The following is a 12,993-nucleotide window of genomic DNA, read 5'->3' as shown; positions in this document are numbered from 1 at the left end:
ACATGGGGTGCAGCATAGACGCGGGCACGCTGCTTGTCCAAAGCCGGGTTTCCATTCCATCATGCAAAAGTTGCATAACGCGCGTGCTGGCGATTCCGAACCCCGTGGCGCAGAGCGGTTGCGTTCGCGGCACAATGGGGCGCCCAAGGAGTCCTCTCGTGTCGACCCTGCCCGCGTTCGATCCCCGCCAGGTGCCCGTCGTCGCCCGCGACGCCCATTTGCCCGCGGTGCCGGTGCAGCGGCTCGCCGCCGATGACTTGCGCCGCTGGTTCCGGCAGCCGCCCGACTGGACGCCAGAGATTCGCGCCGAGGCGCGTTGGGTGGATGGCCCCCCGAAGCCAGCGGCGGTGCTCGTGCCGCTCGTCTGGCGCCCGCGACCGACCGTGCTGCTGACGCAGCGCACCGCGCACCTGCCCACCCACGCCGGGCAGGTGGCGTTTCCGGGTGGCAAGCTCGACGCCGACGACGCGGGCGACCCCGTGCGGTGCGCACTGCGCGAGGCGCAGGAGGAAGTGGGCGTCGCGCCCGCGTGGGTCGAGCCCCTGGGCGCGCTGCCCGTGTATGCGACGGGCTCCGGTTTCGACGTCACGCCGGTGGTGGCGCTCGTGCATCCGCAGGGGCCGTGGCGGCCCAACCCGCACGAGGTCGCCGACGCCTTCGAGGTGCCGCTGGACTACCTGATGGATCCGCGCCACCACCGGCACCACGAGTGGGTGTGGGCCGGCGCCACGCGACGCTGGCTGTCGATGCCGTACGCGGATGCCACCGGCGAGCGCTTCATCTGGGGGGCGACGGCGGGGATGTTGCGCAACCTGTATCGCTTTTTGCAGGCCGCCACGGCCGCTATGATGCGCGCATGACGTTTTTTGCCGTGTTGTTCGCGCTCGTGCTCGACCAGGCGCGGCGCCCTGGGCCGACCCCGCCGTGGCAGCCCGCGATCGCCGGTTGGGCGGCTTGGGTGCAGCGCCAGTTGGACGCCGGGCACGCCGTGCACGGCTGGCTGGTGTGGGGCGTGGCCCTCGGGGTGCCGACCGGGCTCGCCGCGCTCATCTACGCTGCATTGGCGCAGGCGCATGGGTTGCTGGCGTTTGCCTGGACCGTGGCGTTGCTGTACGTGACGCTGGGCTTTCGGCAGTTCAGCCACCATTTCACCGCGATTCGCACCGCCCTCGAGTCGGGCGACGAGGCTGCGGCGCGCGCCCTGTTTGCGCAATGGCAGGGGACGACGGCGGTCGACTGGCCGCGCGAGGAGCTGCTGCGCCGCGTCATCGCCCACGCCATCATCGCGTCGCACCGGCATGTGCTGGGGGTGTTCGTGTGGTTCGTGCTGGGGGCCGCACTGGGGCTGGGACCCGCGGGTGCCGTGGCGTACCGGCTGGCGGCCTGGCTGGCACAGGTGTGGACGCAGCCCTCGGCGGCCACGCCCGTGAGTGAGCCCGTGGCGCGGTTGGCCCAGCGGGCCTGGTGCTGGATCGACGCGTTGCCGGCGCGCCTGACGGTGCTGGGTTTTGCCATGGTTGGGCATTTCGAGGATGCGCTGGAGCGCTGGCGCCAGCACCAGCGCCCCTGGCACGAACCCAGCGACGAGCTGCTGCTGTCGGTGGCCGAAGGCGCGCTCCAGGTGCGCCTGTGCCGCAGCGCTGCCCCCGATGAGGGGGGGCTGTCGGTGTTGCCGACGCCGCAGCTGGCGCACCTGTCGAGCGTGGTCGGGCTGCTGTGGCGCAGCGTCGTGCTGTGGCTGATGCTGCTGGGGCTGGCACTGCTGGCGCGAATATTTTGACCCACGCCGCGCACCGGCGACGCCCGCGGTGGGCGGGTCAGTGCGAACGCGCAGCCAGCAACTCCTCGTACAGCTCGACGTACAGCCGCCAGCGCTGTGGCGCGATCGGCCCCTGGGGGGCGACGGCCGCCTGCACCGCGCAACCCGGTTCGCGTCGGTGCGTGCAATTGTGAAACCGGCACTGCCCCAAGAAGGGGGCGAGATCGGGCATCAGCGGCGCCAACGCCTCGGGGGCGATGTGGTGCAGCCCGAAGGCATGAAACCCGGGCGAGTCGATCAAGGCGCCGTCCCGCGCCTCAGACAGCCAATACCAGGTGGTGCGGGTGGTGGTGTGCCGTCCTGTGCCCAGCGCGCGAGAGATCGCTTGCGTCTCGGCCTGGGCGTGGGGGACCAGCCGGTTGACCAGCGTGCTTTTGCCCACGCCAGAGGCGCCCATGACCAACGTCACGTGCTCCTGCAGAACCTCGAGCAGCGCGGCCAGCCCAGTGTCCATCGCCGCGCCATCGGCGGCGTGCAGCTGCAGTGGCAGCACCGTCTCGCCCATCGCGCGGTAGGGGGCCAGTCGTGCCCAGGCCTCGTCGAACGCGGGCTGCACATCGCGCTTGTTGAGGCCGATCAGCGGCTCGATGCCCGCGTGCCGCGCCGCGATCAACGCCCGCGCCAGGTGCCCCTCCGAGAAGACGGGCTCGGCCGCGAGCAGGATCAACACCCGATCGAGGTTGGCGGCCAACATCTTGGTGCGCACGTCGTCCTGGCGAAACAGCACGTTGCGCCGCGGCAGCACCGCCTCGATGACGCCCTCGTCGCCCGAGGCCGACCATTGCACCCGGTCGCCGACCACGGCCTCCAGGCGCTTGCCACGCGGGTGACAGCGGGTACGCTCACCACCCGGCGCTTCGACCAGCAGATGGCGGCCAAAACTGGCGACCACGAGACCGTCGCGCGGCACCGCCGGCGCGTCGCTGGGAGGGCGGGATCGGCGGCTCATGCGGGGCTCGGTTCGGGGCGCAGACGGGCCAGTCGGTCGGCCGCCGGCGGGTGTGTATAAAAGAACCGCACGAACCACGGATCGGGCGTGAGCGTGCTGGCATTGTCGCGGTATAGGGTCAGCAGCGCATCGGCCAGCGCGTCGGCGCTGGCGTGGCGGGCGGCATAGTCGTCGGCTTGAAATTCGTCGCGGCGCGACCCGCGGCTCAACAGCGGCGCGACGAAGATGCCTGGCAGCGGCAGCACCAGGCCAAACAGCAGCAGGGCCAACGCCGCGTTGCTGCCCGTCAGCGTGGGCGTGACCCCCAGGCCGAAATAAAACCACAGTTGCTGCGACAGCCACCCCAGCAAGGCCAGCGCCGCACCGCTGCCCAGGCCGAGCCACAGCAAGCGTTTGAGCACGTGCCGGTGGTGGGCGTGTCCTAGCTCGTGCGCCAGCACCGCCTCCACCGCGTCGGCGCCCAGGCGCTGCAGCAGCGTATCGAACAGCACCACCCGCTTGGCCGGTCCAAAGCCGGTGAAATAGGCGTTGGCGTGCGCGCTGCGGCGGCTGCCGTCCATCACGTAAACCCCTGCGCTGCGAAAACCGCAGCGCTGCAGCAGCGCTTCGACACGCGCCCGCAAGGCGCCGTCGTCCAGGGGCTCGAACCGGTTGAACAGCGGCGCGATCCAGCGCGGGTAGGCCAGCAGCAGGGTCGTGTTGAACGCCATCCAGGCCAGCCACGCCCACAGCCACCACGATGGACCGGCGCTGTCCATCAGCCACAGGATGAGCGCCGCGATCGGCAGCCCCAGCACCGCAGCCACCAGCGCGCCCTTGAGGCCATCCGTCAGCCACAGCCCGAGGGAGGTCTGGTTGAAGCCGTAGCGGGCCTCGAGCCGGAAGGTGCGCCACCACGCGAACGGCAGCTCCAGCAGCGCGCCGATGGCAAAAAACGCCGCCAGCAGCGCCAGTTGCTGCCCCATGCCTTCGCCCAGCCAGCCCAGCAGCCATTGGTTGAGCGCATCCAGCCCGCCCAGCAGCGTCCAGCCCACGACCAGGGCGGCATTCCACGCTGCCTCCAGCAGCGCCAGCCAGGTCTTGTCGATCGTGTAAGCCGCCGCGCGCGCATGCTGCTCGGCGCTGACGTGCGTGGCAAAAGCCGCCGGTACCTGGTGCCGGTGGCGCGCCACGTGGCGGATTTGGCGCGCATACAGCCAGGCGCGCAGCAGCAAGCCCGCCAGCAGCAGGGCGACGAAGATCCACGTCCACAGCAGGTGGGGTGGCAGGGCAGGGGCGTTCATGCCCGCAGTCTAGCCAATAACCAGGGCCCATGTCGGCGACAATAGCGGCATGACGACGCCCAACACCCTGCCCGAAACGCTCGACACCGAAGCGCTGACGTTGCCCAAGAGCGACCTCAACCTGGTCTGGATCGACTGCGAGATGACCGGACTGGACCCCGAACGCGAGCGGCTGCTGGAGGTGGCGGTCGTCATCACGGGCCCCCACCTGCAGCCCCGCATCGAGGGGCCGGTGCTGGTCATCCACCAAAGCGACGCCGTGCTCGACGCCATGGATGCTTGGAACAAAGGCACCCACGGGCGCAGTGGTCTGATCGACAAGGTGCGCGCCAGCACGCTGACCGAGGCCGAGGCCGAGCAGCAGTTGCTCGACTTCATCGCCCGCTACGTGCCCAAAGGCGCCTCGCCCATGTGCGGCAACAGCATTGGGCAAGACCGGCGCTTCTTGGTGCGCTACATGCCGCGGCTGGAGGCGTACTTTCACTACCGCAACCTGGACGTCAGCACCCTCAAAGAATTGGCCAAGCGCTGGCGCCCCGAGGTGTACAACGCCTTCAAGAAGCAGCAGCGCCACACGGCGCTGGCCGACGTGCACGAGTCGATCGATGAACTGGCGCACTATCGCGAGCGCTTTTTGCGTCTGACGGCCTGATCGCACATCCGACCACGTTTCGTGGCATAATACCGACATCCGGCACCCATCGGTGCCGGTTTTTTGTTGCATCTGCTGCTCGCCGGTCCCATGGATGGATTGATTCGTTGGTGGTCGATGTGATGACAACCCAACGGATCTCCACATGAACACCATGACCCCCGTGGCTGCCAGCCACGACGGCGGCTTTGCCGCGCTCGACCTCGCCGATTCTCTGCTGCGCGCCGTCACCGAACTCGGCTTTACCCAGCCCACCCCTGTGCAACAGGCGGCCATTCCGCTGGCGCTCAGCCGCGATGGCGCCGGCGCCGATCTGATGGTCTCCAGCCAGACGGGCAGCGGCAAGACGGCCGCTTATCTGTTGCCCGTGCTCGATGCCCTGTGTCGCCAGCCCGCCCCCGAGGCGGCGCGTGCGCCGGCACGCTCGGGCAACCCCCGCGCCGCGCGCGGCCGCTTCGCGCCGGCCGCGCCGCTGGCCCTGGTGCTGTGCCCCACCCGCGAGCTGGCGCAACAAGTGGCGGGTGACGCCATCGATTTGCTGCGCCACACCCGTGGCCTGCGCGTGGCCACCGTGGTGGGCGGCATGCCCTATCCGGTGCAACTGCAGCGCTTGGGCGGTGCCGCCGTCGTCGTGGCCACACCGGGCCGGTTGCTGGACCTGCACCGCAGCGGGCACCTGCGGCTCGATGCCGTGCAGCACGTCGTGCTGGACGAGGCCGATCGCATGCTGGATCTGGGCTTTGCCGACGATCTGGCCGACATCCACCGCCTGACCGAAGGCCGACGCCAGACCCTGATGTTCAGCGCCACTTTCGCCCCGCGCGTGCAGGCGCTGGCGGCGCGTATCATGCGCGAGCCGCAACGCGTGTCGCTGGAGTCGGCGCAAGACCGCCACGCCAATATCGAACAGCGTCTGTACTGGTGTGACAGCCCCACGCACAAGCGCCGCGTGCTCGATCACTGGCTGCGCGACGAGGCCATCGAACAAGCCATCGTCTTTGCCAGCACGCAGATCGAGTGCGATGCACTGGCGCAAGACCTGCAGCAAGCGGGTTTTGCCGCCGTCGCGCTGCACGGCGCGCTCAGCCAAGGCATGCGCAACCGCCGCTTGCAAGCGCTGCGCCAGGGGCAGGTGCAAATCCTGGTCGCCACTGACGTCGCCGCACGCGGCATCGACGTGCCCACCATCACCCACGTCTTCAACTACGGCCTGCCGATGAAGGCCGAAGACTACGTGCACCGCATCGGCCGCACCGGGCGGGCGGGGCGTAAAGGGCTGGCCGTGACCATGGCCGAGCCGCGCGACCGGCGCCGCATCGGCGCCATCGAGGCCTTCAGCCGCCAGCCCATCCCGACCCAGACGATCCCTGGGCTGGAGCCGCGCCTGCAGCCCACGCAGGCGCCGCGCCGCGCGGGCGGCCCGCGCCCGGAAGGCAACCACCGCGGTGGCGGTTGGGGCCGTGCCGGTGCCCCGCGCGGCAGCCGCCGCGCAGAATACGCGCCGCGTGGCGGTTTCGCCCGTTGACGGCCGCCTGCTGACGGCGCTGCGGGGCGTCGGTGTCACATCAAGGGAAGGTCTGCAAAACCTTCCTGCCAGACTGCCGGGATGGGACAATAGCGACATGAAGCAGATGAGTCTGGAGGCGCCGATGTATACGGGCTTTGAGCTGCGCGCCAAGCGCACCCGCAAGCGTGCGTTTTTGGAGCAGATGGACCGTGTGGTGCCGTGGGCAGAGTTGGTCGCACTCATCGAGCCGTATGCGCCGAAGGCGGGTCCCAAGGGTGGGCGGCCACCCTTTGCGGTAGAGAAGCTGCTGAGGATTCATTTTTTGCAGCAGTGGTTTGGTCTGTCGGACCCGGCGGTGGAGGAAGCCTTGTACGACACGCCGCTGCTGGCGAGCTTTGTTGGTCTGGACCTGGGGGTGGATGTCGTGCCGGATGAGAGCACCATCCTGCGCTTTCGCCACCTGCTGGAGCAACACGGCCTGAGCCAGCGTATCCTCGAGACGGTCAATCGCATCCTGACCGAGCGTGGCCTCATGCTCAAGAGCGGCACCATCGTGGATGCCACGCTCATTGCTGCTCCCAGCTCGACCAAGAACGCCCGCCGTGAGCGCGACCCTGAGATGCACCAGACGAAGAAGGGCAACCAGTGGTACTTCGGCATGAAAGCGCACGTTGGGGTCGACGCCGAGACAGGGCTGGTACACACGGTGGTGGCCACCGCTGCCAACGTCTCGGATGTGACGCAGGCGCATCGGCTCTTGCACGGGCAAGAGACCGACGTCTTTGCCGATGCGGGCTATCAGGGAGTGGACAAGCGAGCGGAAAACCAGGGCAAGCAAGTCGCTTGGCACGTGGCCATGCGGCCGGGCAAGCGCCGGGCATTGGACAAGCGCACTTTTCTTGGCCAGGTGATGGATGCCTTGGAACGCACCAAGGCGCGCATTCGTGCCAAGGGTGAGCATCCGTTTCGGGTACTCAAATGCCAGTTTGGCTACCGCAAGACGCCCTATCGAGGCTTGGCCAAGAACGGCGCGCAGCTCAACGTCCTGTTTGCGCTGGTCAATCTGTGGCTGGCGCGCAAAGCCTTGCTGGCTGCGACGGGATAAGTGCGCCCGCAGTGGGCTCACTGGGGCCGGATGAGGCTGCAGAGGGCCCACGAAGGGGCTTGCTGGAGCCCAAGAACCGTTCAGCATCTGTTTCGATCCCATCCTACGAAACGATATTGACCCTGAACTCGTCGCCACGAACGAGTGGGCGGGGTAGTGCAGAGGTTCCCAAGAGGTGCTCACCGGCGTTTTCACCGCCCAGGATCACATAGTTCACTTTGCGCAGGTCGGCCAGCATACGGCCGCCTGCGTAGCTGATCGAGCTCTGCAAATCCTCCTGCATCTCGCGCAGCGTGTCGGCCAAGTGCCCCTTGATCGGCTCGAGGATGCGCTTGCCCTCGACGTGCCGGTACTCGCCTTTGTTGAAGTCGCTGGCCGAGCCGTAGTACTCCTTGTAGCGCTTGCCGTCCACTTCCACGGTCTGCCCGGGCGATTCCTCGTGGCCGGCAAATAAGCTGCCGATCATCACCATGGCCGCGCCAAAGCGCACGCTCTTGGCGATGTCGCCGTGGTGGCGGATGCCGCCGTCGGCGATGATGGGCTTGGTGGCCACGCGTGCGCACCACTTGAGCGCCGACAACTGCCAGCCGCCGGTGCCAAATCCGGTCTTGAGCCGTGTGATGCACACTTTGCCAGGGCCGATGCCGACCTTGGTGGCATCGGCGCCCCAGTTTTCCAGGTCGATCACGGCCTCGGGGGTGCCGACGTTGCCGGCGATCACGAACGCCTGCGGCAGCGTGCGCTTGATGTGTTCGATCATGCGGCGCACGCTGTCCGCATGGCCGTGCGCGATGTCGATGGTGACGTAGTCCGCCCCCACGCCCTCGGCCGCCAGGCGGTCGATGACCGCGTAGTCGGGGGCTTTGACGCCCGAGCTGATCGACACGAACAGCCCCTGCTCGCGCATGCGGCGCGCAAACGCCACCGTGTCCAGATCGAAGCGGTGCATCACGTAGAAATACCCGTGGGCAGCCAGGAATTCGGCGATGCGCTCGTCGATGACCGTCTTCATGTTGGCGGGCACCACCGGCAGTTTGAAGCGGCGACCGCCAAACTCCACCGAGGTGTCGCACTCGCTGCGGCTTTCCACGCGGCATTTGCGCGGCAACAGCAAAATGTTGTCGTAGTCGAAGATATCCATGGTGACAGGTTCCATACGAGAGAGGTCGTCCGCGCGTGGGAGCCACGGCGGAGGGCGGCGCGTTGGGGCAGTGCGCGGCCCAATGGCTGCTGGCGCTCGACTGGGAGCCGGTCACGTCCTGGGCCGCCCCGTCGGGGCGGCAGGCACAAAAAACCGGGCTCCAAGATTTGGGCCCGGTGGCTCATTGTAGCGGTGTGGTCGGGTTTGTGGCGCGCATCACGCGGGTCCCCCGCTCGCTGCCTGCGGCACAATAGCCCACACGGTGCGGGCCGCGCGGGCGGCCCTCGAACCCTCGGAGTGAGCGCGGATGAACCCTTCCACCCTGATCGGCATGATCGCCAGCGTCCTTTTGCTGGGGGTGCTGATCTTTTTTGCGGCTGACGACCCCTGGTTATTCATCGATCTGCCGGGGCTGGGCATCGTGCTCGTGGGGACGATGGCGGCCACCTTTTTGAGCTATCCCATGGGCGAGGTGTTGCGCGTCTTCAAGCTGATCAAGACCGTGATGCGCAACGAGCGGCTCTACACCGAGCGCGACATCGAGGAGCTGGTCGACGTCTCGCGCCTGTGGATGCGTGACGACCCAGTGCTGGTGGAAAAGGCATTACCGCGCATCTCCAATCCCTTTTTGCGCACCGGGGTGCAGTTGGTCATCGACCGCATCCCGGAAGAGGACATTCTGGATTTGCTGCAGTGGCGCATCTCGCGCATGAAGGCCAAGGAAGCGGCCGAAGCGCAACTCTTTCGCGTCATGGCCAGCTATGCGCCGGCGTTTGGCATGATTGGCACGCTGGTCGGGCTCATCAACCTGATGGACGTGGTGGCCAGTGGTGACCTGGTGGTGATCGGTCGCCACCTGGCAGTGGCGTTGATGACGACGTTCTACGGCATTTTGCTCGCCAACCTGGTGTTCAAGCCGGTGGCGGTCAAGCTCGAGCGCCGCACCGAGCAGCGCGTGGTGCTCATGAACATGGTGTTGCAGGGCATCTCGATGATGTGCGCGCGCCGCAGCCCGTCGCTGATGCGCGAGACGCTCAACTCCTTCGTCGCCCACCGTGAGGACGAGATCCGCGACGGTGCGCCGAGGTCGGTGGTCACCCGCACGGAGCCCAAACCGGCGCCGAAGGCGGCCTCCGCGGCGCCACGGCCGCCCGACTCCAAGGGGGGGACGCAGGCGTGAACGAGCGCCAGCTGCATGATGCGTTGGGGCGTGCGCTGCAGGCCGCGCGCGCGGCGTCGCCCGCTGCCACGTCGCCGCCAGCGCCGTCCGCCCCTGTGCCGCAGCGGCCGACGCCGTTGCAAAAAGGCCGCTATTCGCGTTGGCATGCCGATCCGGATCCCGTGGTCGAGGAGGAGACCTGGCTGCTGACGTATCTGGACGTGATGACGCTGCTGCTGGTGATGCTGGTGGTGATGCTGGCGTTTTCGGAGCCCATCACCCGCAAGCCCCCGCTGGGGCGGCCCGAGGCACAGGGCAGCAGTGCACCGAGCGTGGGGCAGCCGCTGCCTGGCGGGGGCGGTAGCATCGTGCCGCCGGTGGGATTGCCCTCTCCGACACCCGGTCCGGGCGCGCACACGGCCGAGCGGCAGTCGCCACCCGCGAGCGATGCAGTGCCGGCAACGGCCGATCCGCTGGCCGCGCGCGACCCGGCGCAGGCGCTGGGCTTGTCGGGGCTGGGGCAGGACATCCAGATCCTGGTGCGCGACGAGGGGGTGAGTTTTCGCATTCCGTCGGAGGTGCTGTTCGCCTCGGGCGAGGCGGTGCTGACGCCCGCTGGCCTCGCCGTGATCGACCAGTTGCTGCCGGCCTTCAACCGCCTGCCGGACTACACGGTCGTGGTGGAGGGGCATACCGACAACGTGCCCATCCAGACTGCGCGCTTCCCGTCCAACTGGGAGCTGTCCGCGGCGCGCGCCAGCAGCGTGGTGCGCCACTTGGAGGCGCGCGGTCTCAACCCGACCCGGCTGCGCGCCACTGGCTATGCCGATACGCGACCACTGGCGCCCAACGATACGCCGCAGGGGCGGGCGCTCAACCGGCGGGTGGAAATCACGCTCGAGCCGCCGGTGCGCCCGCGCAACTGATACCGCTGCCTACAATGCGGGCATGACCGATTCGTTTGCTGGCGCGGGTGCGGTGGAGGGTGTGGCGCCCACGTTGTCGCCCGACCATCCGTTGCTGCGCGACCTCAACCCCGAACAACGCCGTGCCGTCACCCTGCCGCCGGCGCATGCCCTGGTACTCGCGGGGGCCGGCTCGGGCAAGACGCGGGTGTTGACCACCCGCATCGCTTGGTTGCTGGCCACGGGCCAGGCCTCGCCCGGTGGCATTTTGGCCGTCACCTTTACCAACAAAGCGGCCAAGGAGATGTTGGCGCGCCTGACGGCGCTGCTGCCCCTGAACGTGCGTGGCATGTGGATCGGTACCTTCCACGGCCTGTGCCACCGGCTGCTGCGGGCGCACCACCAGCTCGCCGGGCTGCCAGCCACCTTTCAGATTTTGGATACGCAAGATCAGCTCAGCGCCATCAAGCGGCTGCTCAAGGCGCTGAATATCGACGAAGAACGCGTTCGCCCGAAAGAGCTGCAGTGGTTCATCGCTGGTGCCAAAGAGGACGGGCTGCGCCCGCGCGACCTTGCCGCCCGTGACGAGGACACGCGGCGCAAGATCGAGCTCTATCGCCAGTACGAGGAGCAGTGCCAGCGCGAGGGCGTGGTGGACTTCGGCGAGCTGATGCTGCGCTCGTACGAGCTGCTGCGCGATCACGAGCCGCTGCGCGTGCACTACCAGCGGCGCTTTCGCCACCTGCTGATCGACGAGTTTCAGGACACCAACCGGCTGCAGTATGCCTGGATCAAGCAGCTGGCGGGCGACGAGTCGGGCGGGCGGTTCGTGCCTTGCGGCAACGCGGTCATGGCGGTGGGTGACGACGACCAGAGCATCTACGCCTTTCGCGGCGCGCGCGTGGGCAACATGAGCGACTTCGTGCGCGAATTCGGCATTGCCGAGCCGATCAAGCTGGAGCAAAACTATCGCAGCGTTGGCCACATCCTGCACGCGGCCAACCACTTGATCGACCACAACCGCCAGCGGTTGGGCAAGAATCTGCGCACCGAACAGGGCGAGGGCGACCGGCTGCGCGTGGCCGAGCTGCCCAGCGATCACGAGGAAGCGCAATGGGTGGTGGACGAGATTCGCCAGCTCCACCGGCGCGACGGGGTGCCGCTGCACCAGATCGCGCTGCTGTACCGCAGCAACGCGCAGAGCCGGGCACTCGAGAGCGCCTTGTTCAACGCTGGCATCGCGTACCGCGTCTATGGCGGGCTGCGCTTTTTCGAGCGGGCCGAGATCAAGCACGCACTGGCCTACCTGCGCCTGCTGGAAAACCCGCACGATGACACCAGCTTTTTGCGCGTGGTCAACATTCCGCCGCGTGGCATCGGCGCACGCACCGTGGAGCAGTTGCAGCAGGCCGCGCGCGACGCCGGCTGCTCGCTGCACGACGCGGTCACCGCCGTCGGCGGGCGCGGCGGGGCAGCGCTGGGGGCATTTGTGGCGCGGCTGGATGTGATGCGCGAGCGCAGCGTCGGCCGCCCGTTGCGTGAGATCATCGAAGGCGTGCTGGACGGCAGCGGACTGATCGACCACTACCGCGGCGAGCGCGAGGGAGCCGAGCGCATCGAAAACCTGCTGGAGCTGGTCAACGCGGCGGAGAGCTTCGTCAGCCAAGAAGGGTTTGGGCGCGATGCGGTGGCGCTGCCGGTGGATGAGACCGTGTCCGCGCCAGACGTGCCCGCCGTCGCTCCATCGGGGGTCGAGGCGGAAACCGGCGAGACGCTGAGCCCGCTGGCGGCATTTCTGGCCCACGCCGCGCTAGAGGCGGGCGAGCACCAGGCGCAAGCCGGACAAGAGGCGGTGCAACTGATGACGGTGCACGCGGCCAAAGGGTTGGAATTCGACTGCGTCTTCATCACGGGGTTGGAGGAAGGGCTGTTCCCGCACGAAAACAGCCTATCCAGCCAAGATGGCCTGGAGGAAGAGCGGCGGTTGATGTACGTGGCCATCACGCGCGCGCGCCGGCGCCTGTACCTGACGCACGCGCAGACGCGCTTGTTGCACGGGCAGACGCGCTACCACATCCCCAGCCGCTTTCTGGACGAGCTGCCCGCCGAGAGCCTGCAGTGGCTCAGCCCGCCCCGTGCGCGCGGCGCTGGCGGGTTCGGCGGCGGTTGGGCGTCGTCCGCCCAGCCCGCCTGGGGCCGCAGCGGCCTGGGCGATGACCGGCCCGCCGGCATGGCGGGCATTCCAGCGGCGGTGCCGGTGCCGACGCGCAGCGCCCCCGCGGTCAGCGCCAGCGGCGCCGAGATCCGTACCGGTATGGCGGTGTTTCACACCAAATTTGGCGAAGGGCGGGTGCTGGCCGTCGAAGGGCAGGGCAACGATGCGCGCGCCCAGGTGGACTTTCGCCGCCACGGCACCAAATGGCTGGCGCTGGCGGTGGCCAAGCTCACACCCGTCGAGTGAGTGGTTGCCGGG

Annotated in this window: 10 protein-coding genes and 1 pseudogene; 8 read left to right on the top strand and 3 right to left on the bottom strand. The window is 68.2% G+C overall.

Features of this window, described 5'->3' with window-relative positions; translation table 11 throughout:
• The first annotated feature begins 134 nt into the window (after positions 1-134).
• Both ACPYIS_RS12770 and ampE read left to right on the top strand, forming a co-directional pair.
• Positions 135-860: a CoA pyrophosphatase gene (locus ACPYIS_RS12770; RefSeq protein ID WP_299022842.1), complete on the top strand. Its 726-nt coding sequence runs from the start codon at positions 135-137 to the stop codon at positions 858-860.
• A complete protein-coding gene (gene ampE, locus ACPYIS_RS12765) occupies positions 857-1,780 on the top strand; it encodes a regulatory signaling modulator protein AmpE (protein WP_299022846.1) in 924 nt (307 codons plus the stop codon). Before ACPYIS_RS12770 ends, ampE begins: the two co-directional genes overlap by 4 nt.
• Before the next feature lie 37 nt (positions 1,781-1,817).
• Here the strand turns inward: ampE and rsgA are convergent, their stop codons facing one another.
• Positions 1,818-2,768: a ribosome small subunit-dependent GTPase A gene (rsgA, locus tag ACPYIS_RS12760; RefSeq protein ID WP_299022848.1), complete on the bottom strand. Its 951-nt coding sequence runs from the start codon at positions 2,766-2,768 to the stop codon at positions 1,818-1,820.
• Positions 2,765-4,051, bottom strand: coding sequence for a M48 family metallopeptidase (locus ACPYIS_RS12755; protein ID WP_424858977.1), 1,287 nt, complete (start codon positions 4,049-4,051; stop codon positions 2,765-2,767). Before ACPYIS_RS12755 ends, rsgA begins: the two co-directional genes overlap by 4 nt.
• Positions 4,052-4,100: 49 nt before the next feature.
• On the opposite strand from ACPYIS_RS12755, the gene orn reads away from it, so the two are divergent.
• From orn to ACPYIS_RS12740, 3 genes are all read left to right on the top strand, one after another.
• Positions 4,101-4,703, top strand: coding sequence for an oligoribonuclease (orn, locus tag ACPYIS_RS12750; protein WP_299022854.1), 603 nt, complete (start codon positions 4,101-4,103; stop codon positions 4,701-4,703).
• Between the two features lie 145 nt (positions 4,704-4,848).
• Positions 4,849-6,228 (top strand): DEAD/DEAH box helicase, encoded by a 1,380-nt coding sequence (locus ACPYIS_RS12745; RefSeq protein ID WP_424858978.1) that lies wholly within the window; start codon positions 4,849-4,851, stop codon positions 6,226-6,228.
• A 97-nt stretch (positions 6,229-6,325) separates the two neighbouring features.
• Positions 6,326-7,315, top strand: coding sequence for an IS5 family transposase (locus ACPYIS_RS12740; protein WP_066708478.1), 990 nt, complete (start codon positions 6,326-6,328; stop codon positions 7,313-7,315).
• Between the two features lie 169 nt (positions 7,316-7,484).
• On the opposite strand, the pseudogene ACPYIS_RS12735 reads toward ACPYIS_RS12740, so the two are convergent.
• A pseudogene (locus ACPYIS_RS12735) lies at positions 7,485-8,456 on the bottom strand (GMP reductase); the annotation flags it as partial.
• A 307-nt stretch (positions 8,457-8,763) separates the two neighbouring features.
• Between ACPYIS_RS12735 and ACPYIS_RS12730 the strand changes: the two are divergent.
• The 3 genes from ACPYIS_RS12730 to ACPYIS_RS12720 are packed head-to-tail and all read left to right on the top strand — an operon-like array spanning position 8,764 to position 12,981.
• Positions 8,764-9,636, top strand: coding sequence for a motility protein A (locus ACPYIS_RS12730; protein WP_424858979.1), 873 nt, complete (start codon positions 8,764-8,766; stop codon positions 9,634-9,636).
• Complete coding sequence (locus ACPYIS_RS12725; RefSeq protein WP_299019471.1) at positions 9,633-10,541, top strand: OmpA family protein; 909 nt, start codon at positions 9,633-9,635, stop codon at positions 10,539-10,541. The genes ACPYIS_RS12730 and ACPYIS_RS12725 overlap by 4 nt, the downstream gene beginning before the upstream one ends.
• Positions 10,542-10,563: 22 nt before the next feature.
• A complete protein-coding gene (locus ACPYIS_RS12720; protein ID WP_424858980.1) occupies positions 10,564-12,981 on the top strand; it encodes a UvrD-helicase domain-containing protein in 2,418 nt (805 codons plus the stop codon).
• Positions 12,982-12,993 lie beyond the last annotated feature (12 nt).

It is taken from the genome of Tepidimonas sp. HKU78 (genome assembly GCF_049860815.1).
In the GTDB taxonomy this organism is placed as follows: Bacteria; Pseudomonadota; Gammaproteobacteria; order Burkholderiales; family Burkholderiaceae_C; genus Tepidimonas.
Note: the sequence above shows the minus strand (reverse complement) of the source record. Positions and strands in the feature narration are given on the sequence as shown.

Excerpts from the sequence above, each read along its gene's own strand:
- ACPYIS_RS12770 (WP_299022842.1), top strand. The coding sequence starts at position 135 with ATGGGGCGCCCAAGGAGTCCTCTCGTGTCGACCCTGCCCGCGTTCGAT.
- ampE (WP_299022846.1), top strand. The coding sequence starts at position 857 with ATGACGTTTTTTGCCGTGTTGTTCGCGCTCGTGCTCGACCAGGCGCGG.
- rsgA (WP_299022848.1), bottom strand. The coding sequence starts at position 2,768 with ATGAGCCGCCGATCCCGCCCTCCCAGCGACGCGCCGGCGGTGCCGCGC.
- ACPYIS_RS12755 (WP_424858977.1), bottom strand. The coding sequence starts at position 4,051 with ATGAACGCCCCTGCCCTGCCACCCCACCTGCTGTGGACGTGGATCTTC.
- orn (WP_299022854.1), top strand. The coding sequence starts at position 4,101 with ATGACGACGCCCAACACCCTGCCCGAAACGCTCGACACCGAAGCGCTG.
- ACPYIS_RS12745 (WP_424858978.1), top strand. The coding sequence starts at position 4,849 with ATGAACACCATGACCCCCGTGGCTGCCAGCCACGACGGCGGCTTTGCC.
- ACPYIS_RS12740 (WP_066708478.1), top strand. The coding sequence starts at position 6,326 with ATGAAGCAGATGAGTCTGGAGGCGCCGATGTATACGGGCTTTGAGCTG.
- ACPYIS_RS12730 (WP_424858979.1), top strand. The coding sequence starts at position 8,764 with ATGAACCCTTCCACCCTGATCGGCATGATCGCCAGCGTCCTTTTGCTG.
- ACPYIS_RS12720 (WP_424858980.1), top strand. The coding sequence starts at position 10,564 with ATGACCGATTCGTTTGCTGGCGCGGGTGCGGTGGAGGGTGTGGCGCCC.